The organism is Bradyrhizobium sp. USDA 4369 (assembly GCF_054056435.1).
This window is the reverse complement of record NZ_JBSRYH010000001.1, coordinates 6,271,189-6,293,634: the sequence shown is the minus strand read 5'-3', so window position 1 is coordinate 6,293,634 and position 22,446 is coordinate 6,271,189. Positions and strand designations below refer to the sequence as shown.

22 protein-coding genes and 1 pseudogene are annotated in these 22,446 nt (G+C 65.7%); 1 reads left to right on the top strand and 22 read right to left on the bottom strand.

The genetic code is table 11. The annotated features are described in order from the left end of the window. Nucleotides 1-63: 63 nt before the first annotated feature. Nucleotides 64-252 (top strand): annotated as a pseudogene (locus ACVIJ6_RS28585) (class A beta-lactamase); the annotation flags it as partial. Here the strand turns inward: ACVIJ6_RS28585 and ACVIJ6_RS28580 are convergent. The 22 genes from ACVIJ6_RS28580 to ACVIJ6_RS28475 all read right to left on the bottom strand — a co-directional run bounded on the left by ACVIJ6_RS28580 (nucleotide 207) and on the right by ACVIJ6_RS28475 (nucleotide 22,439). Next, nucleotides 207-1,067, bottom strand: coding sequence for an urease accessory protein UreD (locus ACVIJ6_RS28580; protein WP_456775447.1), 861 nt, complete (start codon nucleotides 1,065-1,067; stop codon nucleotides 207-209). The pseudogene ACVIJ6_RS28585 and the gene ACVIJ6_RS28580 sit on opposite strands and share 46 nt — an antisense overlap. Next, nucleotides 1,064-1,708, bottom strand: coding sequence for an urease accessory protein UreG (gene ureG / locus ACVIJ6_RS28575; protein ID WP_456775446.1), 645 nt, complete (start codon nucleotides 1,706-1,708; stop codon nucleotides 1,064-1,066). Before ureG ends, ACVIJ6_RS28580 begins: the two co-directional genes overlap by 4 nt. Continuing rightward, nucleotides 1,705-3,411, bottom strand: a complete 1,707-nt coding sequence (ureC, locus tag ACVIJ6_RS28570) for an urease subunit alpha (protein WP_456775445.1) — start codon at nucleotides 3,409-3,411, stop codon at nucleotides 1,705-1,707. Before ureC ends, ureG begins: the two co-directional genes overlap by 4 nt. 3 nt (nucleotides 3,412-3,414) lie before the next feature. Next, entirely contained in the window at nucleotides 3,415-4,113 is a 699-nt protein-coding gene (gene ureB, locus ACVIJ6_RS28565) for an urease subunit beta (RefSeq protein WP_456775444.1), read from the bottom strand. A 16-nt stretch (nucleotides 4,114-4,129) separates the two neighbouring features. Further along, on the bottom strand, nucleotides 4,130-4,807 hold the full coding sequence (locus tag ACVIJ6_RS28560) for an urease accessory protein UreF (protein ID WP_456775443.1): 678 nt from the start codon (nucleotides 4,805-4,807) through the stop codon (nucleotides 4,130-4,132). After that, nucleotides 4,800-5,249, bottom strand: a complete 450-nt coding sequence (gene ureE / locus ACVIJ6_RS28555) for an urease accessory protein UreE (RefSeq protein ID WP_456775442.1) — start codon at nucleotides 5,247-5,249, stop codon at nucleotides 4,800-4,802. Before ureE ends, ACVIJ6_RS28560 begins: the two co-directional genes overlap by 8 nt. Before the next feature lie 264 nt (nucleotides 5,250-5,513). Continuing rightward, nucleotides 5,514-5,816: a putative quinol monooxygenase gene (locus ACVIJ6_RS28550; RefSeq protein ID WP_257164995.1), complete on the bottom strand. Its 303-nt coding sequence runs from the start codon at nucleotides 5,814-5,816 to the stop codon at nucleotides 5,514-5,516. Further along, the gene (locus tag ACVIJ6_RS28545) at nucleotides 5,816-7,330 is read right to left on the bottom strand and encodes an amidase (protein WP_012044479.1); all 1,515 of its coding nucleotides are present in this window, start codon (nucleotides 7,328-7,330) and stop codon (nucleotides 5,816-5,818) included. Before ACVIJ6_RS28545 ends, ACVIJ6_RS28550 begins: the two co-directional genes overlap by 1 nt. 84 nt (nucleotides 7,331-7,414) lie before the next feature. Next, nucleotides 7,415-8,116, bottom strand: coding sequence for an ABC transporter ATP-binding protein (locus ACVIJ6_RS28540; protein WP_456775441.1), 702 nt, complete (start codon nucleotides 8,114-8,116; stop codon nucleotides 7,415-7,417). Next, a complete protein-coding gene (locus ACVIJ6_RS28535; RefSeq protein WP_456775440.1) occupies nucleotides 8,113-8,841 on the bottom strand; it encodes an ATP-binding cassette domain-containing protein in 729 nt (242 codons plus the stop codon). The genes ACVIJ6_RS28540 and ACVIJ6_RS28535 overlap by 4 nt, the downstream gene beginning before the upstream one ends. Before the next feature lies 1 nt (nucleotide 8,842). Continuing rightward, nucleotides 8,843-9,898 carry a branched-chain amino acid ABC transporter permease gene (locus tag ACVIJ6_RS28530; protein WP_456775439.1) on the bottom strand — a complete coding sequence of 352 codons (1,056 nt, stop codon included), beginning with the start codon at nucleotides 9,896-9,898 and terminating at the stop codon, nucleotides 8,843-8,845. Next, nucleotides 9,898-10,764: a branched-chain amino acid ABC transporter permease gene (locus ACVIJ6_RS28525; RefSeq protein WP_012044483.1), complete on the bottom strand. Its 867-nt coding sequence runs from the start codon at nucleotides 10,762-10,764 to the stop codon at nucleotides 9,898-9,900. The genes ACVIJ6_RS28530 and ACVIJ6_RS28525 overlap by 1 nt, the downstream gene beginning before the upstream one ends. Nucleotides 10,765-10,829: 65 nt before the next feature. Beyond that, entirely contained in the window at nucleotides 10,830-12,068 is a 1,239-nt protein-coding gene (locus ACVIJ6_RS28520; RefSeq protein WP_456775438.1) for an ABC transporter substrate-binding protein, read from the bottom strand. 97 nt (nucleotides 12,069-12,165) lie between these two features. After that, nucleotides 12,166-13,218, bottom strand: a complete 1,053-nt coding sequence (locus ACVIJ6_RS28515) for a substrate-binding domain-containing protein (RefSeq protein ID WP_456775437.1) — start codon at nucleotides 13,216-13,218, stop codon at nucleotides 12,166-12,168. A 197-nt stretch (nucleotides 13,219-13,415) separates the two neighbouring features. Next, on the bottom strand, nucleotides 13,416-13,907 hold the full coding sequence (locus ACVIJ6_RS28510) for a GNAT family N-acetyltransferase (protein ID WP_456775436.1): 492 nt from the start codon (nucleotides 13,905-13,907) through the stop codon (nucleotides 13,416-13,418). Between the two features lie 47 nt (nucleotides 13,908-13,954). Beyond that, nucleotides 13,955-14,794 (bottom strand): tetratricopeptide repeat protein, encoded by an 840-nt coding sequence (locus ACVIJ6_RS28505; RefSeq protein WP_456775435.1) that lies wholly within the window; start codon nucleotides 14,792-14,794, stop codon nucleotides 13,955-13,957. Next, the gene (gene ilvD, locus ACVIJ6_RS28500; protein ID WP_456775434.1) at nucleotides 14,781-16,505 is read right to left on the bottom strand and encodes a dihydroxy-acid dehydratase; all 1,725 of its coding nucleotides are present in this window, start codon (nucleotides 16,503-16,505) and stop codon (nucleotides 14,781-14,783) included. Before ilvD ends, ACVIJ6_RS28505 begins: the two co-directional genes overlap by 14 nt. Nucleotides 16,506-16,739: 234 nt before the next feature. After that, nucleotides 16,740-17,711: a tripartite tricarboxylate transporter substrate binding protein BugD gene (locus tag ACVIJ6_RS28495; protein ID WP_456775433.1), complete on the bottom strand. Its 972-nt coding sequence runs from the start codon at nucleotides 17,709-17,711 to the stop codon at nucleotides 16,740-16,742. A gap of 89 nt (nucleotides 17,712-17,800) precedes the next feature. Next, nucleotides 17,801-19,042, bottom strand: coding sequence for a threonine synthase (locus ACVIJ6_RS28490; protein ID WP_456775432.1), 1,242 nt, complete (start codon nucleotides 19,040-19,042; stop codon nucleotides 17,801-17,803). A 134-nt stretch (nucleotides 19,043-19,176) separates the two neighbouring features. Then, the gene (lpdA, locus tag ACVIJ6_RS28485; protein WP_456775431.1) at nucleotides 19,177-20,598 is read right to left on the bottom strand and encodes a dihydrolipoyl dehydrogenase; all 1,422 of its coding nucleotides are present in this window, start codon (nucleotides 20,596-20,598) and stop codon (nucleotides 19,177-19,179) included. Between the two features lie 186 nt (nucleotides 20,599-20,784). After that, nucleotides 20,785-22,131: a pyruvate dehydrogenase complex dihydrolipoamide acetyltransferase gene (locus tag ACVIJ6_RS28480; RefSeq protein ID WP_456775430.1), complete on the bottom strand. Its 1,347-nt coding sequence runs from the start codon at nucleotides 22,129-22,131 to the stop codon at nucleotides 20,785-20,787. 2 nt (nucleotides 22,132-22,133) lie between these two features. Then, nucleotides 22,134-22,439 (bottom strand): DUF5076 domain-containing protein, encoded by a 306-nt coding sequence (locus tag ACVIJ6_RS28475; protein ID WP_012044493.1) that lies wholly within the window; start codon nucleotides 22,437-22,439, stop codon nucleotides 22,134-22,136. Nucleotides 22,440-22,446 lie beyond the last annotated feature (7 nt).

Genomic DNA, 22,446 nt, shown 5'->3' with positions numbered 1-22,446 from the left:
CAGGAAACGATCGCCGGCATCGAGGCAGATGGCGGCGGGCGGCTCGGGGTGGCCCTGCTGGACCCCGCCAGCGGCGACAAGACCGGCTCGGGTGAGCACGGCAGCAGCAACGACGTCGCGGTGATCTGGCCCGCCGGGCGCGGGCCGGTGATCGTGACGAGCTATCTCACCGAGACCAAGGCCAGCGACGACAGGCGCAACGCCGCTCACGCGGCCGTCGGCCGCGCTGTGGCCGCTGCGCTCGGCGCCTGACCGGCGCGCGCGCCGAGATCGATCTCACGCACCAGCGCCGCGACCGCGTCGAAGCCGGCCCGCAGCTGGCGCAGCTCGCGGGCCGCGAGACGAATACCGATGCCGGCGCCCTCCGGCAACAGGCTCGCGGCCGCATAGAGGTCATCGATGTGCGCGAACGCGTCGGCCAGGTGCAGGCGGATCGCGGCGCCATCGTGCATCTCGGGCAGCATCAGCAGCGCCGATCCGAACGCGCGGCGGCCCTTGAACAGCGCGGTCGCGGGATCGCGCAGCTGCATGCGGTCGATCAACAGCGGCTCCTGGCTTGGCCGGCGCACGATGACGGTCGAGTCGAGCTCGCGAAACAGCCGCCCCTGCCCGTCCGGATCGTGCATCGTGAAGGCGTCGGTGACGAGCGCGACAGCATCGACGGCGCAATCCAGCTCCAGCACCTGGCACAAGGCCGCGTCGGGAAACAGGATGCGCGGCTCCGGCCGGTAGTCGAGCGACGCGCCGGGCGCGACGCGCAGCTGCACCTGCTCGACGGCGCGCGCGCCCTGCTCGGCGCGATGCACCGAGGTCGCGCCCTGCGTCGTGACGGAGACGGCTGCTCCTTCTCTCAGCGTGAAGCGTTGCGTCAGCCGGTCCTCGCCATGCACGGCGCCGCTGCCGGTCTGCAGGATGACGCTGAGCAGGTTCGGCCGCGCGGCATCGGTGTGGAAGCTGCGCGTCAGCACAAACGGCCAGGCGAACAGCCGCCGGTCGATCACGGTGCGGCCGCCGCGCCGGACGAACGAGAGATCGAGCCGCGGCGGCTCTGGGGCGGAAGCGCTCACTTGCGGAACAGCACCTCGCGCTCCAGCAGATCGACGATCGCCCCAATGCCCTCGCCGCGCCGGCAATTGGTCAGCAGCACCGGCCGTCCGCCGCGCACCTCCATGGCCTCGCGCTGCATCCGCGCGAGATCGACGCCGACATGGGGGGCGAGATCGACCTTGTTGATGACCAGGAGATCGGCGCGGATCACGCCAGGGCCGCGCTTGCGCGGAATGTCGTCGCCGCCGGCGACGTCGATCACGAACATCCAGAAGTCGGTGAGGTCGCGCGAGAAGGTCGAGGCGAGATTGTCGCCGCCACTCTCCAGCAGGATCAGCTCGACGCCCGGAAAGCGCCGCTCCAGTTCGTCGGCGGCCTCGATGTTGAGCGTCGGATCCTCGCGGATCACGGTGTGCGGACAGGCGCCGGCCTCCACCGCCGACACGCGCTCGGGATCGATCAGACCAGACCGGCGGACGCGTTCGGCATCTTCAGCGGTGACGAGATCGTTGGTGATCACTGCGATGTCGATGCCGCGCGCCTGCAGCGCCGGGATCAACTGCTCGACCAAGGCGGTCTTGCCGGAGCCGACGGGGCCGCCGATGCCGACGCGCGCGGCGGTCATCGGCTCATCGGCGCGGGTGAGAGCAAGCCGGCTCATCGCAGCATGAACCTCCTTGCGAGCGGCACGGACGTGGCCGGCGGACACATCAGGAGCTTGCCGTCGGCGCGCACCTCGAAGGTCTGCGGATCGACCTCGACATGCGGCATCGCCGCGTTGCGGACCATGTCGGTCTTGCGCAGGCGGCGCACGTTCTTGATCTGCACGGTCTCGCGGCCCAGGCCCAGCCTGCCGCGGATGTCGGCATCAACCGCGAGCTTGGACATGAAGTTGACGCCGAGCCGCTGTGGAGCTGCGCCGAGCGCGCCCCACATCCGCTTCTGGATCATCGGCTCCGACAGGCCGAGACTCCCATTGCCGTCACCCATTGCGGCCCACACTGGAAAGCCGTTCTTGATCACCATGTAGGGCTTGAGCCCGAACGAGGCGCGCGGCCACAGCACGAGATCGGCCATCTTACCGACCTCGATGGAGCCGACGACATGATCGATGCCGACGGCGATGGCGGGGTTGATCGTGAGCTTGGCAATGTAGCGCTTGATGCGCTCATTGTCGGCGCGCGCGGTGGTTTCCTCCGGCAGCCGGCCGATGCGATCCTTCATGACGCTGGCGAGCTGCCAGCATTTGGCGACGTTCTCGGCGAGCCGCCCCATGCCCTGAGTATCAGTGCCGAAGATCGAGATCGCGCCCATGTCGTGGAGGAAATCCTCCGCCGCCATCGACTGCGCGCGCACCCGCGCCTCGCCGAACATGACGTCCTCGGGCGCATTGTAGTTGAGCTGATGACAGATCATCGTCATCGGCACGCCCTCCTCCATGCCATAGGAGGTGTAGGGATTGGTCGGATTGGTCGAGGACGGGATCACGTTCTCCCACGACACGACCTTGAGCAGATCCGGCGCGTGGCCGCCGCCGGCGCCCTCGACGTGATACATGTGGATGGTGCGGCCGTCGACCGCGGCCATCGTGTCCTCGCAGAAGCCGTATTCGTTGATCGAGTCCGTATGCAGATGGACCGCGAAATCATTGCGGTCCGCCGCGATCAGGCTCTTGTCGATGACATCAGGCGCGGCGCCGAAATCCTCATGGATCTTGACCGACATGCCGCCGGCCGAGACGGCCTCCTCGACAGCCTCCGGGGTGGAGCCGCCGCGACCGAACAGCGCGTAGTTCAGCGGCGAGAACTCTATCGACTTGAGGAAGTGCCCGAAATTCGGCCCCGAGCCGGAGCCGACGTCAAACACCGGCCCGGAGCCGTTGCCGATCATCGTGGTGGTGCCGCCGGCCAGCGCATGGTCCGACTGTTCCGGCGAGATCAGATGCGCGTGGCTTTCGATCGCGCCCGCGGTGACGATGAAAGGCCCGCCCGCAATCGGCGCGGTGGTGTGGCCCACCACCATGTCCGGATGCACGTCGGGCATCACGTCGGGATTGCCGGCCTTGCCGATGCCGACGATGCGGCCGTCGCGGATGCCGATATCGGCCTTCACGATGCCGATGACGGCGTCGACGATGGTCGCGTTCTTGACGACGACGTCGAGCACCTTGTGCTGTGACGTGCGATGGCCGGCAATGGCCTCGCCGTCGCGCAAATTCTTGCCGGCGCCGACCAGGAGCTCATGGCCATAGGTCGTGTAGTCGTGCTCGATCTCGGCGAGCAGGCTGGTGTCGGCGAGCCTGACGAGATCCCCTTTGGTGGGACCGTAGAGCTCGGCATAGGCGCGGCGGGTCAGCTTGGCCATGATTTAGGCTCCCAGATAGCCGCGCGACTGTGCGAGCTTCAGCGCCGCATCGCGCGCGCCGGGGGCATCGAGCGGGCCGTTGACCAGCCCGGCCTGGCCGCGCACGATCCGGTCGCCTGAGATCGGCACCAGCCGGACCGACTTGAAGACACCGGGCTCGAAGCGCATGCCAAGGCCTGCGGGGCGGTCGATCTTCATGCCCCAGGCGGCGGCGCGATCGAAGCGCAGCGCGCGGTTGACCTCGAAGAAATGGGTGTGGCTGCGCACCTGGATGTCGCGATCCCCGGTGTTGACCACGTCGATGGTCACAGCCGGCAGCGCGGTGAACATCTCGATGTCGCCGGAACCTTCGATGATCTCGCCGGGCACGATGTCCTCGGCAACGGCGCCCTCCGCGGGCTGGATCGGCTCGAACAGCGCCATCACCTTGGTGCCCTCGGCGAACATCAGCTCGACATAGAGCATCGGGATCATCTGGGCGACGCCGGGCTCGACATCGTCGGTCGTCAGCAGCCGTCCCGCCATGTCGCGGATCTCGGCATAGGGCAGATTGCGGCGCGCCGCCGTCATCACTTCATCCGTGATGTAGGCGACCGCCTCGGGATGGCTGAGCTTGATGCCGAGCGAGCGGTTGCGCCGCGCCATCTGCGCGGCGTTGAAGATCACGAGACGATCCATCTCGGTCGGCGACAGATTCATCATGGCGTGGCGCCTCTCGTCAGGTGGTGAACATGCGCACGTGCCGCAGCGGTCCGCGCGACACGGCGATATCGATGAAGGGCGTGAAGCTCGACGGCATCGCGTCGTCGTCGGGCGTCTCGGCGAGCAGATCGGTGAGCCGCGCGCGGGCGGTTGCGAGGCTGCGCTGGGAGTCGACGTGGCCGATCAGGCCGAGCCGCACGGCGGCGCTGACGAGCCCGGTGACGAGGGTCCAGCCGGAGACCAGCTCGGCGGCCTCGAGGCCGAGGCCGCCGTCGCGGCTGGTGATCGCCTGCACCACGGCGAGATGACCGAGACACGCATCCGCGGAGACGCGGGCGCGATAAGATACGGCCAAGGGACCTGAGAGCTTGACCCAGACGCCGAGCAGCGCCCTGCCCGCGCGCCGCGAGCCCTCGCGCATCTCGACGGATGGAGTGGTGGCTTCGGCAAGGCGATCGACAGCAGCGATCGCCGCGATGTCGTTCGCATGCCATGCGCGACGCAGCAGAATGCGATCCATGCTCGCCCAGCGCTGCGCGAGATGATCAGCAATGACACCATCGAGATCGTCGCGATCGGACAGCAGACCATCGGCGGCGAGGCCTTCGATGCCCCAGGAGAAGGCAAAGCCGCCGGCAGGAAAGGCGCTGTCGCCGAGCTGCAGCAATGCGAGCGCCTCGCCGCGGTCAAACATGATCGCGCTCCACCACCTCACCGGCGTCGAGCAGTGACCGGATGCGGGCGCGATAGGTGGCGATCGGCGCGTCGAGCAGGACGACCAGATGGCCGCCTTCGAACCGGACGCGCCAGTGCAGGTTGCCGGCGTGCCAGCCGAGCTTGAGGGCACTGGCATCGTCACGGGCCTTGAGGCGCCAGACCTGCTGCTCGCCGAAACGGACGATGACGGCGCGATCGGCATCGAGATGCAGCAGCGCGCCGTCAACCAGTTCTTCATCGCGATCGAGGCTGACCGCGCAATCGGTACCGCGATCGGTGGTCAGGCGGAAACGCTTGCGGCCGGCGTCCTGCGGCGGCACGAACAACAGTTCGATGCCGCCGCGATGCTCCAGCCCGTGGAGCTGCCGGGCATAGGCCCGGTCGTCGGCGCGTCCCATGATGCCGTGCAGACGGAGCATCGGCGGTGGTCCTCCGGTTGTTCAGCACTCGTCGTTTGGGGCCTCATGGTTCGAGACGCCCGCCAAGGGGCGGGCTCCTCACCATGAGGGGTGAGATATCGGGCGCGGGCATCCGGCCGCCGAACCCCGCACTGATCACTTGAGGCAAGCCCGTGGACGCGGAGCACAACTCCGCGGCGCCACACCCACCGCCCTCGTCCTGAGGAGCCCGCCGCAAGGCGGGCGTCTCGAAGGACGGTTGGCTTGCTCATCTCTCGCCGTGTCCTACCGCAGCGTCGCCGAGACCTCCTGCGAGGTCACGAGGATGACCTCGCCGTCGAGGATCGGCTTGGCGATGCCGAAGAAGGTCGCCACCGCGGCGGAGCCGTTGTGGCGGTCCATCGCGGCCTTGTCGGCGAAGCGCTCATAGGTGGTGAACAGACCGGGCTCAGTCTCGCTCTGCGAGATGAAGAACCCGATCGTCTCCGGCTCGTTGGCCGCGACATGGGCCGCGACGGCGACGAGGGCGTCGCGCATCGTGGCCTCATGTCCCGCCTTGGCCCTGATGACCGCGGTGATGGTGATCATCAGAACGTCTTCCAGTCGCCGTCGGCTTCGAACGCCGCCGCCGCCTGGTAGATGGTGGACTCGGCGTAGTCCTTGCCGATCAGCATCAGGCCGACCGGAAGACCGTCCGAGAGGCCGCATGGCAAGGTCATCGCCGGGTGGCCGGTGACATCGAACGGGCTCGTCGTCGCGGTCATCTCGAAGGCGCGCTGCACGACTTCGGCGAGCGGCGCGTCCTTGGCAGGGATCGGCGTCGCGACGCATGGCAGGGTCGGCATCAGCAGCAGATCGTAGGAGCCGAACATGGCGTCATAGGCGGCCTTGGCCTGAATCGCGATGTTGCGCGACTTGGCGTAGTAGCGGCCGCGATAGTGCTCGAGCCCCCACTGCCCGACCAGCATGGTCAGCTTCAACGTCACCGACAAATCGTCGGCGCGCGTGCGCCAGCCGGAATGCGCGTCGAGCAGACCGACGTCGTAGAGGCCCTTCCAGTTGAAGCCCATGCCGTTGCCGAGCATCATCTGCACCAGGAAGCCTTCGAGCGTGATCGGGTTCCACGCCGCCAGCGCATGCATGTGCTCGGGGATCGAGACCTCGGATACCGAGGCGCCCAGCTTGGCGAAGCGCTCCGCGCCGGCCTTGACCTTGGACACCACGCCCTCTTCCATGTTCGGCGCGCTGAAGCCTTCCTTGAGCACGCCGATCTTGAGGCCCTTGACGCCCTTGCCGAGCGCCTCGGTGTAGGCCGAGACCTTCGGCGCATATTGCCTGGGATCGAGGCCGTCGGCGCCGGCCAGCACTTCGAGCAGCAGCGCGTTGTCCTTGACGTTGGCCGTCATCGGTCCGGTGTGATCGATCGTCGACTCGATCGGCATCACGCCGGTATAGGGCACGAGGCCATGGGTCGCCTTCATGCCGTAGATGCCGCAATAGGACGCGGGGATGCGGATCGAGCCGCCCTGGTCGCCGCCGATGGACATGTCGACCTCGCCGGCCGCCACCAGCGCGGCGCTGCCCGAGGACGAGCCGCCGGCCGAATAGCCCATCTTCCAGGGATTGTGCACCGGCGCCGGATCGGAGGTGTGGCTGCCGCCGGACAGGCAGAAATGCTCGCACACGGCCTTGCCGACGATGGTGCCGCCGGCATCGAGGATGCGGGACACGATCGTGGCGTCGGCGGCGGGAATGAAGCCTTCGAGCGTGGTCGAGCCGTTCATCATCGGCACGCCCGCGAGCGCGACGTTGTCCTTGAGCACGACGGTGCGGCCGGCGAGCTTGCCACTCGATGCACCCTTCACCTCGGTCTTGATCGCCCAGGCGTTGTACTTGTTCTCCTTCGCCGGCGGCTTGGCGCCTGGGGTACGCGGATATTTCACCGGCGGCAGCGGGTTCGGCAGCTCATCAATGATGTCGTACTGATCGAACATGCCTCCCATCAGCGACAGATATTCGGCGGCCTCCTCGACCGTCATGTTCATGTGCAGGCTGGCGGCGAGATCGGCGACTTCCTCGGCATTCGGGCGTTTGATGGACATGAGTCATCCTTTCTTGTGAGGACAAGCTGGGGCAGAGACAGCAATGTGCAGTTCAATGGGCCGGCGCAGCCGCGCCGGAATTCTCTAGCTCGGGACCATCTGACCTTCCCGGGCCAGCAGACTCTCACGATCGAGTTCCTCGGTGATGCGTCCCTTCTGGATGTGCAGGATGCGATCCGATAACGATGTGATGAACTCGAGGTTCTGCTCGACGACGATCAACGACAGCTTCCAGCGCGTCTTCAGCGCCAGGAGGGTCTCGATGATCTCCTCGATGATCGAAGGCTGGATGCCTTCGGTCGGCTCGTCCAGCAGGATCAGCTTCGGCTTGGTGCAGAGGCAGCGCGCCAGCGCCAGCAATTGCTGCTCGCCGCCGGAGAGCGCGCCGCCGCGGCGGTCGAGCAGCCGAACCAGCCGCGGAAAATCCTGCAGCACCGTGTCGATGACGCTGCGATCCTCCTTGGGCGCCGCAGCGAGGCCCATACGCAGATTCTCCATGACCGACAGGTCCGGGAAGATCTCGCGGCCCTGCGGCACCAAGCCGATGCCGAGCCGCGAGCGCTCATGCGGCTTGAGATGCGTGATGGTCTTGCCTGCGAACACCACCGAGCCGTCGGTGGTCGGCAGATGTCCCATCAAGGTGCGCAGCGCCGTGGTCTTGCCCATGCCGTTATGGCCGAGAATGCCGAGATATTCGCCGTCGGCCACCGTCAGATCGACGCCGAACAGGATCGGAATCCGGCCATAGCCGGATTTGAGACCCTTGACCTCGAGGAGCACGCTCATGCTGCCACCTTCTTGCCGAGATAGACGTCACGCACGCGTTGGTCGGCGAGCACCTTGTCGACGGTGTCCTCGACCAGCACGCGGCCCTGGTGGAACACGGTGACACGCTTGGCGATCTGCTTGATGAACTCCATGTCGTGTTCGACGACGACGATGGCACGGGTCTGGTTGATCTCGCGGATGATCGCGGCGGTGTGGAAAGTCTCCTCGTCGGTCATGCCAGCGGCGGGCTCGTCGAGCAGGATCAACTCCGGCTCGGCGGCGAGCACCATGCCGATCTCGACCCACTGCCGCTGGCCATGCGACAAGGTGGCGACGATGCTGTCAGCGTAGTCGGTCAGCCGGATCATCTCCAGCACCGCATTGACCGCTGGCCCCTGTTGCCGCGGTGTCGCCTTGCGGCGCACCGCCATCCAGATGTTCTCGCGCACCGACAGGCCATTGAACACGTTCGGCACCTGGGTCTTGATGCCGATGCCCATGCGCGCGATCTCATGCGAGGCCTTGCCGGCGATCGGCATGCCGCGGAACGCGATGCTGCCCGAGGTCGGCACCAGCTGGCCGGTCAGGGTCTTGAAGAAGGTGCTCTTGCCGGCGCCGTTCGGGCCGATCAGGCAGCGCAGCTCCATCTCCTGCAAAGTGAAGGTGATGTCGTCATTGGCGACGACGCCGCCGAAGCGCATTGTCAGGTGCTCGGCCTTGAGCAGAGGGACGAGGTCGGCCATGTCATTCGGCTCCTGCAGGATGCGGCGCCGCCGCCGATTGCACCGGCGGACCGTTGGTCTTCGGTTTGTTCTGCGGGATCAGCCGCAGCACCAGATCGCGCGCGGTCGGCACGATGCCCTTCGGCAGCAGCAGCACGAAGATGACGAGCACGCCGCCGAGCACGAGATTGGAGTTCAAGAGCTGCTGCGAGCCGATATAGGCGACGATGTATTCGATCACGACACAGCCGATGATCGGACCGAGCAAGGTGCCGAGACCGCCCACCGTGATCCAGATGATGATCTCCGCCGACAGCGACAGGCTGAAGATGGTCGGGCTGACGAAGGCGCCCCAATTGACGTAGAGCGCGCCCGCAAGCCCGGCGATGGCGCCGCCGAGGATGAAGGTCAGGCACTTCACCAGCCGCGGGTCATAGCCGAGCAGCGAGGCCCGCACCTCGTTCTCGCGCACGGCGACGATGACGCGCCCCGCCGGCAGCGCCAGCAGCAGGCGCAGCATCAGGAACACGGCGAGCAATACGCCGGCGGTGGTCCACCATGACTGCTCCGGCGACAGCACCGTCGACGGATCGAACGGCACGTTGAAAGTCGGCACCGCCGGCATGCCGTTGAAGCCGCCCAACAAAGCCTTGCCGATCTTGTAGGCGTCGCCCGAGGTCGAGTTGACCGAGTTGAACAGGATCAAGGTGACGGTGAGCGTGATGACCCCGAGATAGACGTCGGAGATGCGGCCGAAGAAGATGAAATAGCCGAGGATTGCAGCGAACAACGCGGGGACAGCGATCGCCAGCAGGATCGCCGGTGTCGAGTCCTGGAAGTTGACGGCCGCGATGGCGTAGGCATAGCCGCCGAGGCCGAAGAAGGCGGTCTGGCCGAATGACAGGATGCCGCCGAAGCCCCAGATGAAGGCGAGGCTGAGTGCCAGCACCGCCATCGCGGCGAACAAGGTCAGCTGCATCAGCGCGAACAGCTCGATGATGCTCGGCACGAGCGCGATGGCGACGATCGCCAGCAGGATGCCAGCCGCCTGGAGAGCGAGACGGACGTGCTTGGGCATCACAGGTTCCCCTTGAAGAAGCGCCCGGAGATGCCCTGCGGCAGCAAGCGGATCAGCACGATCGCGGTGGTGAAGACGATAACCTCGCCATAAACCGGCGTGGTGAAATAGGCGCCGATCTGGTTGACCGAGCCGAACAGGCTCGCCGCCGAGAGCGTGCCGGAGAGGATCGCCGCGCCGCCGCCGACCACGGTCATGAAGGCCTTGGCGACATAGGCGCCGCCCATCACCGGGGTGATGCCGGACACCGGCGCCAGCAGGCCGCCGGCGAGGCCCGTCACCGCGGCGCCGAGCGCGAAGGTGCTCATATAGACGCGGGCCGGATTGACGCCGAGCGTTGCCGCCATGGCCGGGTTTTGCATCGTCGCGCGCGCAACCAGGCCGAAGCGGGTATAGCGCATCACGCCGTAGATGATGGCCATCATGACCGCCGCCATCAAGGCGAGGAACAGCGTGTAGTAGCTCGACTGGTACGAGCCGATCGAGAAGCCGCCGAGCGGCGTCGGCACGCCCTGCTGGGTATTGCCGTAGATCGTCGTGATGATGCCGATGATCAGCAGGCTGAGCCCCCAGGTCGCCAGCATGGAATCGACCAGGCGGCCATAGAGGAAGCGGATCAGGCAGCGCTCGATGACGAGGCCGACGATACCGACGAACAGGGGCGCGACGATCAGCATCGCGATCCAGATGTTCACCCCGGCATTGGCCGAGATCACCGTCGCATAGGCCCCTAACATGATGAACTCGCCATGGGCGAGGTTGATGATCTTCATCATGCCGAAGATGATCGCCAGTCCCAGGCACAGCAGGAACAGCGATGAGATTCCATTGAGGACGTCGAGCGCGAGGATGACGTAGATCGCCATGCGTCAGGTCTTTCAGGGCAGTTCAATGAATCCGGGTCCCGCCGGCCGGCGGGACCCGGCAGGCGTCAGAGATTGATGATGTACTGCTTGACGTCGTTCGGGTTCTTGACGAGGTCGCAGACGCTCGCGGTGTCCGCCGGCTTGGCGTCGGTGTAGGTTTCCAGCACCGACCATTTGCGGTCCTTGACCTCGGCAAGGAACGCGTTGCGGACGGTGTGATGGGTCTGCTTGTCGAGCGACACCTTGCCGCTCGGGCCGTCGAAGACGAGGCCGCTTTCGAGGGCTTCGATCACCTTCATGCGATCGATGCTGCCCGCCTTCTTGACGCCCTCGGCCCACAGCATCACGCCTTCATAGGTGCACGAGGCGAGTTCGCTGATGTAAGGCGAATCCGGATGCGCCTTCTTGATCTTCTCGACGAAGCTCTTGGAGGCCGGCGTGGTCAGCTCCTCGAAATAGCCGTAGGCGCCGATGATCGCGTCGCTTTCGGCGGCATCGAGCGTCGAGGGCTCGTTGACCAGGCCGAAGGTGGTCGAGGCGATCGGGATCTTCCCCTTCATGCCGGCCGCGGTCCACTGCCGGTAGAAGGCGGTGTGGTTGCCGCCGACCAGCGCCGACAGGATCAGGTCGGGCTTGGCCGCCTGGATCTTCGAGATGGTGGAGCCGAAATTGGTGACGTCGAGCGGAAAGAAGTCGGTCGAAAGGATCTCGCCGCCATTGTCCTTGCAGTATTTGGTCATCCACTTCGCGGTGATCTGACCGTAATTGTAGTCGGCCGCGATGATGTAGGCCTTCTTGCCCGCCTTCTTCATCGCGCTCGGCACCAGCTTCTCCACCGTCTGCGCCGGGGTCGTGCCGGTGCAGAAGGTGTTGCGGTCGCAGACGCCGCCTTCGTACAGCGTGTTGTAGAAATACAGCACCTTGAAGCGGTCGAAGGTCGGCCGGATCGCCTCGCGCGAGGCCGAGGTAATGCCGCCATGCACGACGTCGACCTTGTCCTTCACCGCCAGCTGCTGGGCGTATTGCGAGTACAGCTGGATGTTGGACTGGGTGTCGTAATGGATCACCTTCAGCGGCCGGCCGAGCAGGCCGCCGCCGGCATTGATCTCGTCAACGGCCAGCTGCAGCGCATAGACCATCGGCGTGCCGGAGGTGCCGATCGGGCCGGACTGGTCGTGCAGGCTGCCGACCGTGATCGGATTCTCGGCCGCGAGCGCACCCGAACGGAACACCGCTGGTGCCGCGATCAGCGTCGAGGTCGCGATGGCCGAGCGTTGCAGAAAACGACGGCGGGAAAGAGTCATAAGGGGTCCCCATGGGTTGGTGATGCTGGTTCACGAGCCGGTCAAAGTTTAAAATTACAATATTTGAAAAGGCAAGTGATTTTTGGTGCGACGCGCCTCAGTGCGACGTCGCGACGAGCGAAAAATCGTAGCCGTCCAGCTCGGCGAGATGGACGGGATGGCGACCGCCAACCACCGGCTGTGCCTCGACGCCACGTGCGGTGCGGCGCTGCAGGGTGCGCCCGTAGTAGCGCCGGAGCTCGCGGGCATCGAAGCTTCCGGCTCGTTCGATCAACGCGGCCAGCGCGTGAACGCCTTCGTAGCAGGACTCGCCATAGCCGTTCGGCGGCGGCGGATTGTCGCCATAGGCCGTGTAGTAGCGCTCCAGGAATGCGCCGTTGTTGCGCGAATGCATCGACGCGAAATAGCTCGACGCAACAAACAGGTTCTCGGTCTGGCTGTTGTCGAGGCCATAGACGATGGTCTCGTCGAAGGCGGAGGAGAATCGCAGCACGTGGCGGCTCAGCCCGGCGGCGCAGAAGGCGCGGCTGAAGGCGATGCAGTCGAAACCGAGAAACACCGGCAGCACCACGTCGCTGCGCGTGATCTTGATGCGGTCGAGCATCTCGTCGAAGTCGTGAGCGCCGACCGGCAGATAGCACTCGCCGGTGACCGTGCCGCCGACACCGGCGATAAGCCGCTTGGCGATCTGCAGCGACGCGCGCGGCCAGATGTAGTCGTTGCCGCACAGGAAGAAGCGCCTGGCGCGCTTCTCCTCGGAGAGCCAGCGGATGGCGGGCGCCATCAGTTCGCCCGCCGTTTCTCCGGTCGTCATCACGTCCGCGTTGGTCGCCAGCCCCTCGAATTGCGGCGTGTAGACAAAGGGAACCTGCCCCTGTGTCGCCTGGGCCACGGGATCGCGCGCATAGCTCGGCAACATGCCGATGAGGCCGTCGACGGCGAGCTCGTCCACCGCCTCGCGCGCCGCCTGCGCCGCGCTTCGTCCGGTCTCCCCGGCATTCACCACGATCAGTTCCACCGGGCGGCGCATGATACCTGCAGCCTGGTTCAGCTCGGACACGGCCAACCGTCCGCAGGCCTCGGCGGACGGCGCCCAGAGGCCCGCCGAGCCGCTCAGGGGGACGAGAAGACCGATCCGTACGCTGCGCAAAGCGTGGCGCCTCCGTTGTATCGAGGTCGCCCACTCACGAATCGTGCCAACAGCGGGTTTCCTGCAAAGCAGGTCATTTGTGTACGAAAGATCGCCAATTCCGGGGTCGCCGGCCACGACTGATCAAGAGAGCGGCGGCACCTCGCTTAATCCTTGGGCAGAAGGGCCCGGCCCGCGAATCGCATGCCGGCGGGGGATCAGCCGGGCTGCCGACGACCGGACGCGGCGATCGGCTTGGCCATCGGATAGGAGGAAGCCGTGCCGAACTTTCCGACCGGGACGCCGGTGTCGACATAGCCACGTGCGAGATAGAAGCGGTGAGCGGTCTCCGTGCTCAGCAGCACGCAGCTCGTAGCGCCCTGCTCCACCGCGCGCTGTTCGAGCGCCGCAAGCATGGCCGAGCTGACCCCGCGATAGCGGGCCTGCGGCGCCACATAGTTCAGCGTGATTTCGCCGGGATGCGCCAGCCCGCCGACGGCGAGAAACGCATCACCCTCGATCGCCACGAGCAGCGATCGCCCTTGCCCATCCGCCCATTGCGCGACGACGTCGGGCGTCTTGTTGGCGAGCCATCGGCCAAGGATGTCCGGATCGCCGCGGTGGTCGGCGCTGCACAATTCGGAAATCGACGCGCGAATCACGGCGCAGGCCGCCGCCGCATCGCCCGGGGTCGCATCGCGAATAATCATGACGTGCCCTCTCTCGCAAGGAGGGAACGCGATGCATTCCGCTCCTGCTATTCCCGCTTGCCCTGCACCCAGCTCTCGAGCATCTGCAACGCGCTGGCGCGGTCGTCGTCCGAGGCCTTGGCAAAGGCGCGGTTGTAGCTTTCCTTGATCCAGGCCTCGTCCGGACCGGCGCTGTCACGCGCCAATGTCAGCCACATCAGGCCGCGCGCCGGCTGCCGGGGCAGACGGTCGCCATTGAACAGCATCTGGCCAAGCAAGGCCTGGGCCTGATGCTGCCCCTTCTGGGCGGCGAGGCCAAGCCAGCGCGCGCCATAGCGGAAATCGTCGCGCGAGGCGTCCGCCGTCTTCAGATACATCCGCGCCAGATCGTACTGGGCATCGGCATTGCCGAAATAGGATGCCGCATAGGAGAACATCTCGCGGGCGCGATCCGGATCAGCCTTCACCTTCGAGTTCGGGATGCCGTTCAAGTAATAGCGGCCGAGCGCCACGAAGGCGTTGGCGACGATCTGCGCCTGTGGCGCCGACGGACTATCCTCGGCATGCGCGTTGGCGATGCGGCTGAAATAGTCGAACGCGCGGATATCGTCGCGCACGACGCCGTCGCCCGCGGCATACATCCGGCCGAGCTTGAACTGCGCCACCGGGTGACCTTCCTCAGCCGCATATTGCAATGCGGTCAAAGAAGGCGTCGTGGTGGTCGCGTTCGCGGCGGCGGCCGGCACAGATTTGCGCAGCGCGCCGGGCGCGCCCGACTGAGGGCTTGCCACTGGGATTGCCGGCTCCTGGTTGACCGGAGCACCGTCGAAAGCGAATGACGGCGTCGGTAACGCGAGCGGGGCAACCCCCAGCACCAATGCGAATATGAGTCGATCAGATGTCCGCATAGCAATGTTTCTCTTGCGCACCACCTGGATGGGTCACGGCGCCCGCAACGGCCGGCCCCACCTGCTGGGCATATTTCCAAAGCGCACCTGACGTGTGCTGTGTCTCACGCGGCGTCCACTTGGTCTTGCGTGCCGCGAGTTCGGCATCACTCAACTTGACGTCGAGACGCCCTGCGACGGCGTCGATTTCGATGATGTCGCCGTCTTCGACGAGGGCGATCGGCCCCCCGATGGCGGCCTCCGGTCCGATATGGCCGATGCAGAAGCCACGGGTCGCGCCCGAGAACCGGCCGTCGGTGATCAGCGCGATCTTGCCGCCCATGCCCTGTCCGGTGAGCGCCGCCGTGGTCTGCAGCATCTCCCGCATGCCGGGACCGCCGCGCGGCCCCTCATAGCGGATGACGATGACTTCGCCTTCGCGATAGGTCCGCTTCTGCACCGCCTCAAAGGCATCCTCTTCCCGATCGAAGCAGCGGGCCGGCCCAGAGAATTTCAAGTTCGACATGCCCGCGACTTTCACGATCGCACCCTCTGGCGCGAGATTGCCTTTCAGACCGACAACACCACCAGTCGCAGTGATCGGCTGATCAGCCGGCCTCACCACGTCCTGGTGCGGATTCCATTTCACGCCTTTGAGGTTTTCGGCGATCGTCCGGCCGGTGACTGTGAGGCAGTCGCCATTCAAATAGCCATGGTCGAGCAACGTCTTCATCAGAAGCGGAATACCACCAGCCTCGAACATGTCTTTGGCGACATAGCGGCCACCTGGCTTCAAATCCGCGATATAAGGTGTCTTTTTGAAGATTTCGGCGACATCGAACAGGTCAAACTTGATACCTGCCTCGTGTGCAATCGCTGGTAGGTGCAGCGCGGCGTTGGTCGAGCCGCCGGAGGCCGCGACGACGGCCGCCGCATTCTCCAGCGCCGCCCGCGTGACGATGTCGCGCGGCCGGATGTTGGCAGCGATCAGCTCCATCACCTTCTCGCCCGCGGTCATGCAGAACGAATCGCGGATCTCGTAAGGCGCCGGAGCCCCGGCCGAATAGGGCAGCGCCAGTCCGATCGCCTCGGAGACCGTCGCCATCGTGTTGGCCGTGAACTGCGCGCCACAAGCGCCGGCTGACGGACAGGCGACGCGCTCGAGCTCATCGAGATCGTCGTCCGACATCTGGCCGACCGAATGCTTGCCGACGGCCTCGAACATGTCCTGCACAGTGACCTGCTGCCCGCGGAAATTGCCGGGCAGGATCGAGCCGCCATAGATGAAGATCGACGGCACGTTGAGCCGGACCATCGCCATCATCATGCCCGGCAGCGACTTGTCGCAGCCGGCCAGGCCGACGAGCGCGTCGTAGGAATGACCGCGAATCGTCAGTTCGACGGAATCAGCGATCGCCTCTCGCGAGGGCAGCGACGAGCGCATGCCGTCATGGCCCATCGCGATGCCATCGGTGACGGTGATGGTGCAGAACTCGCGTGGCGTGCCGCCGGCGTGGGCAACGCCCTTCTTGACCGCCTGGGCTTGGCGCATCAGCGCGATATTGCAGGGAGCGGCCTCATTCCAGCACGAGGCGACGCCGACGAAGGGCTGATGGATCTGAGCCGTGGTGAGGCCCATCGCGTAGAGATAGGACCGATGCGGCGCACGCTCGGGCCCTTCCGTCACGTGACGGCTGGGCAGCCTGCGCTTGATGTCGGTCTTCGCGTCCATCGCTGTTCTGGGCCTCCCGGTGCTCCGAAGACCGCCAAATCCCAGGAGTGGATTTTTGCAGCCTCACACGCACTGGTACTGTTCTGATCGAAGTATTTCACGACCAGGTGTGGCCAAAAAGCGGCGCGTTTGCGGAGCGCCTGAGATTGTTACCAAAACTTCGTAAACTGTGACTGCGCCGCAACATTCGTGGCCGATGCGCCACCATTGCTCGCAGAGCCCAATACCTTCCCTTTACTCTGGCACCACTCCCGCTGCCCTGATCATGGGCCACCATTTGGCGACTTCCTGCCGCTGCAGGGTGCCGAGCGCCTCAGGCGTCAGCTGATTTGGCGCCGGCACCTGCAACCCCAGATTATGTAGCTGACTTTTTACAGCTGGGTCATTCAGGGCGGCGACAGCGGCCGCGTTGAGGGTCGCAACGATCTCCGCCGCCGTTCCTTTCGGCAGCCAGAGTCCCGACCACAAGGTCATGTGGAAGCCAGGCAGGCCTGCCTCATCGGTCGTCGGAATATCGGGCGCGCTGTCCAGCCGCTTGGCGTCGGTCACGGCATAGGCGCGGATCGTGCCGGCCCGGACCTGGCCGATGGCGTTCGACGTCTGGTCGACGATCAGGTCGATCTGGCCGCCGACAAGGTCGTTCATGGCCGGGCCCGTGCCGCGGTAAGGCACGTATTGCAGCTTGATGCCGGTGACCTGCTCGAAATAGAGGCCGGCGATGTGGCTGCCGGAGCCGTTGCCGGCGGTACCGGCGGATGCCGGGTTCGGCTGCGACTTGAGCCAGGCGACCAGCTCGGGCAATGATTTCGCCGGCACATTCGTCTTGCTGACGATGATCATCGGATTGCTCGGCAGCAGCACGACCGGCTCGAGATCGGCGACGAGATCGTAGCCCAGCCGATAGACCGCGCCGTTGGCGACATGGGTGCCGAGATGACCGAAGCTCACCGTGTAGCCGTCGGGCTTCGATCGCACGGCGCGCCCGACCCCGATCGAGCCACCCGCACCGGTCACGTTCTCGACCAGCACCGGCTGCCCCAGCGTCCGCTTCATGTGTTCGGCCAGGATGCGCATCATCGCATCCGATGGCCCGCCGGCCGCGAACGGCACGATCACGGTGATCGGGCGCGTGGGATAGGTGTCCGCCCGCGCCGGCATCGCCAAGGCGACCCACGCAAGCAGCACGGCGCAAACAGCTCGTCGCATCACGTCCTCCCTTATGTCGCACGCGCCAAGCGCAGACGCCGATGCGTCTGCGCTGCAGCTCGTGCCCGAGGCCGCGGTGCGGTTGTTAGTTAGAACTGCCCGAAATCGATCGGCTGGTGACGATCGAGCGTACGGGTGACCGGCGGCAGCGGATATTTAAGCCCTGTCGCGCAATTGAACAGCATGACGCGATCGTTTTTCGTCACGCGCCCGTCGGCGAGGCTCTGCCTATAGGCGGCGTAGGTCGCAGCTCCCTCGGGGCATAGCAACAGCCCCTCCTCGCGCGCGACCTCTGACAGCGCAGATGAAATCTTGTCGTCGTCGACCGCAATCGCGAAACCCTTGCTCTCGCGGACGGCGCGCAGGATGAGAAAATCCCCCACGGCCTGCGGCACGCGGATGCCGGAGGCGATGGTGTGGGCGTCCTCCCAGCGCGTTGCATGCTCGACGCCTTGCTCGAAGGCGCGCACCATCGGCGCGCAGCCGGACGCCTGCACCGCGACCATGCGCGGGCGCCTGGACCCGATGAACCCGATCTTTTCGAGCTCGTCGAACGCCTTCCACATACCGATCAGGCCAGTGCCGCCGCCAGTGGGATAGAAGATCACGTCGGGCACGTCCCAGCCGAGCTGCTCGGCAAGCTCAAGCCCCATCGTCTTCTTGCCCTCGATGCGATACGGCTCCTTGAGCGTCGACGTATCGAACCAGCCGACCTTGGCCTTGCCCTCGCCGACGATCTTGCCGCAGTCGTCGATCAGGCCGTTGACGCGGTAGACGGTCGCGCCCTGCAGCTCGATCTCGCTGACGTTCACTTCGGGCGTATCGGCCGGGCAGAATATCGTCGTCTTGATGCCGCAGGACGTCGCGTAGGCGGCGAGCGCAGCCCCGGCATTGCCGTTGGTCGGCATCGCCATGTGCGTGATGCCGAGCGCCTTGCCCATCGACACCGCCATGACCAAGCCGCGCGCCTTGAACGAGCCGGTTGGCAACCGGCCCTCATCCTTGACGATGATCTCGCCGCCGCCGAGTTTTTTCGAGAGCTTGGGCAGATTGATCAGCGGCGTCATCACTTCGCCGAGGCTGACGATGTCCTGGCATTTGCGCACCGGCAGCAGCTCGCGATAGCGCCACATGTCGGCGGGGCGCTGCGCCAGCGCGTCCTTGGTCAGCGCCTGCTTCACCCCGGCGAGATCGTAGCGCACCAGCAGCGGCTTGCCGGCCTTGGACAGGTTGTGGACCTGGTCGGCCGGATAGTGATCGCCTTCCATCGCGCATTCGAGATGGGTGACGAAGGTCGGACGCTCGATGGTGAGGTTGTCGCTGGATTTCATGGGCACTTGCTTTCTCGATTGAGGCACATGCGTTTCAGCGCCGTCATTGCGAGCGAAGCGAAGCAATCCAGAGTCTTTCCGCAGAGGCAGTCTGGATTGCTTCGTCGCTTCGCTCCTCGCAATGACGGAGCGACTCACATGTTCAGCACGCGGCCATAGGCGTCGAGCACGGCTTCCTTCATCATCTCCGACAGGGTCGGATGCGGGAACACCGTGTGCATCAGCTCTTCCTCTGTGGTCTCCAGGTTCATCGCGACGACATAGCCCTGGATCAGCTCGGTCACCTCAGCGCCGACCATGTGCGCGCCGATCAGCTGTCCCGTCTTCTTGTCGAAGATCACCTTGACCAGGCCCTGATCCTCGCCGAGCGCGATCGCCTTGCCGTTGCCGACGAAGGGGAAGCGGCCGACACGGACGTCGCGGCCCTGCTCCTTGGCCTTGGCCTCGGTGAGGCCGACGGACGCGACCTGCGGGTGGCAATAGGTGCAGCCGGGAATGAGGCTCTTGTCCATCGGGTGCGGATGCAGGCCCTTGATCGCCTCGATGCAGACCACGCCCTCATGCTCGGCCTTGTGCGCCAGCATCGGCGGCCCGGCGACGTCGCCGATGGCGTAGAGGCCGGGCACGTTGGTCTTGCCGTAGCCGTCGATGACGATGCAGCCGCGATCGGTCTTCACGCCGAGCTTCTCGAGCCCGAGATTCTCGATGTTGCCGACCACGCCGACCGCCGAGATCACGCGCTCGAACTCGATCGCCTCGATCTTGCCCTTGCCGTCGTCGATCGTCGCCACCACGCTGTCGCTCTTCTTGTCGAGCTTGGTGACCTTGGCGCCGGTCATGATCTTGAGGCCCTGCTTCTCCAGCTGCTTGCGGGCGATGCCAGCGATCTCGGCGTCCTCCACGGGCAGGATCTGCGGCAGCACCTCGACCACCGTCACCTCCGAGCCCATGGTTCGGAAGAACGAGGCGAACTCGATGCCGATCGCGCCGGAGCCGACCACCAGCAGTGACTTCGGCATCTTCTCGGGCACCATCGCCTCGAAATAGGTCCACACCAGCTTCTTGTCGGGCTCGAGGCCCGGCAGCACGCGCGGCCGCGCGCCGGTGGCGACGATGATGTGCTTGGCCTGATAGGTGCCCTCGCCCAGCGCGCCCTTGGGTACCTCGACGTCGGATTTGGTCACCGTGATCTTGCCGGGCGCGTCGATCGCAGCCTTGCCCCAGATCACCTGGACCTTGTTCTTCTTCATCAGGAAGCCGACGCCGTCGTTCAGCCGCTTCGACACGCCGCGCGAGCGGGCCACCACCGCCTTCGGATCGTAGGAGATCTTCTCGGCAGAGAGGCCGTAATCCTTGGCGTGCTGCATGTAGTGATAGATCTCGGCCGAGCGCAGCAGCGCCTTGGTCGGGATGCAGCCCCAGTTCAGGCAGATGCCGCCGAGATAGGACTTCTCGATGATCGCGGTCTTGAAGCCGAGCTGGGCGGCGCGGATCGCGGTGACGTAACCGCCCGGGCCGGAGCCGATGATGATGACGTCGAAGGATGTGTCGGCCATGGCTATGCAATCATTCTCATCGTTAGCCGGGGGTCAGTCGAACTCTCTCTGTCATTGCGAGGAGCGTCAGCGACGAAGCAATCCAGGGTTCCGGCGGGACTCTGGATGGCTTCCGCCTTCGCCCTCTGGGCTTCGGCGGACACGTCGCTGCGCTCGCAATGACGGCGGATGCGGTTGCAGCGCGGCTCACACCATCATCATCACGGGGTTTTCGATCAGCTGCTTGAAGGCGCCGATCAGCTCGGCGCCGAGCGCGCCGTCGATCGCGCGGTGATCGCAGGACAGGGTCACGCTCATCATGTTCGCGATCTCGATCTTGCCGTTGCGCACCACCGGCCGCTCTTCCGACGTGCCGACAGCAAGGATGGTCGCATGCGGCGGATTGATCACGGCCGTGAAGTGATTGATGCCGTACATGCCGAGATTGGACACCGCGGTGGTGCCGCCCTGATATTCCTCGGGCTTCAGCTTGCGCGAGCGGGCGCGCGCGGCAAAGTCCTTCATCTCGCCTGAGATCGCCGACAGCGTCTTGGTCTCGGCCTTGCGGATGATCGGCGTGATCAGGCCGCCCGGCATCGCAACCGCAACGCCGACGTCGGAATGCTTGTGCTTGACCATGCCGCCTTCGGTCCAGCTGACGTTGCAGTTCGGAATCTTCTGCAGCGCCACCGCCATCGCCTTGATGACGAAGTCGTTCACCGAGAGCTTGTAGAGCGGCTTCTTCTCCTTGTCCTTTGGCGCAGCCGCATTGATCTCCTCGCGCGCGGTCAGCAGCTTGCCGATGTCGCAGTCGATCGTCAGATAGAAGTGCGGGACGTTCTGCACCGAGGCGGTCAAGCGCTGCGCAATGGTGCGGCGCATGCCGTCATGCGGGATGACGTCGTAGGAGCCCGGCTCGAACAGCGCCAGGATCTGCTTGTCGGACATCGAGGGCGCCAGCGCGGGTGCGCCTGCAGCGGCGGGCGCCGCCGACGGCGCGGCCTTGAGGCCCTTGCCGGACTTCGCCTCCTCGACGTCACGCGCCACGACGCGGCCATGCGGGCCGGTGCCGGTGATGCGCGCGAGATCGATGCCGGCATCCTTGGCGAGACGCCGCGCCAGCGGCGAGGAGAACAAGCGCGCGTGGCCGTTCAGCTGCGGCGCAGCAGCGGGCGCAGCCGGAGCCGCAGCCGGCTTCGGCGCGGGCGCGGCGGCCGGAGCAGCCGCGGCCGCGGGAGCCGCTGCGGCAGGCTTTGTCTCAGGCTTGGGCGCCGCTGCCGCCGGAGCGCTGCCGGCCGCCTTGACGTCCTCGCCTTCGCCGGCGAGCACCGCGATCACGTCATTGACGGGCACGTCCTGCGTGCCTTCCGGCACCAGGATCTTGGCAAGCGTGCCTTCGTCGACCGCCTCGACCTCCATCGTGGCCTTGTCGGTCTCGATCTCGGCGATGACCTCGCCCGACTTGACCTGGTCGCCTTCCTTCTTGAGCCAACGAGCGAGGTTGCCCTTCTCCATCGTCGGCGACAGCGCGGGCATCAGAATATTGATCGGCATGATCAGTGACCTTGTTTCGACCTGGGGCTGGTGCTGCCCATATCAGTCGGCCGAGCCAGCTCGGCTTCGAACATCTCGACGATGCGCTGCAGCGCCTCGTCTTCGGAATAATCGCTCTCGCGCGCATAAGCGCGCGCAGCATGACGGGCGACGTCGACCAGGAGCAGCCCCCACACGTCGGGCTCCTCGAACGCGCGTTGGAACGCGATCGAGAGCCCGCCATCGAGCACGAAGGCGCGCAACACTTCGGTGGCGTCCTCGCGGCCGACGACGTCGGGCGGCAGCGGCTGCTCCTTGGGTCCGGCCATGTTCGGG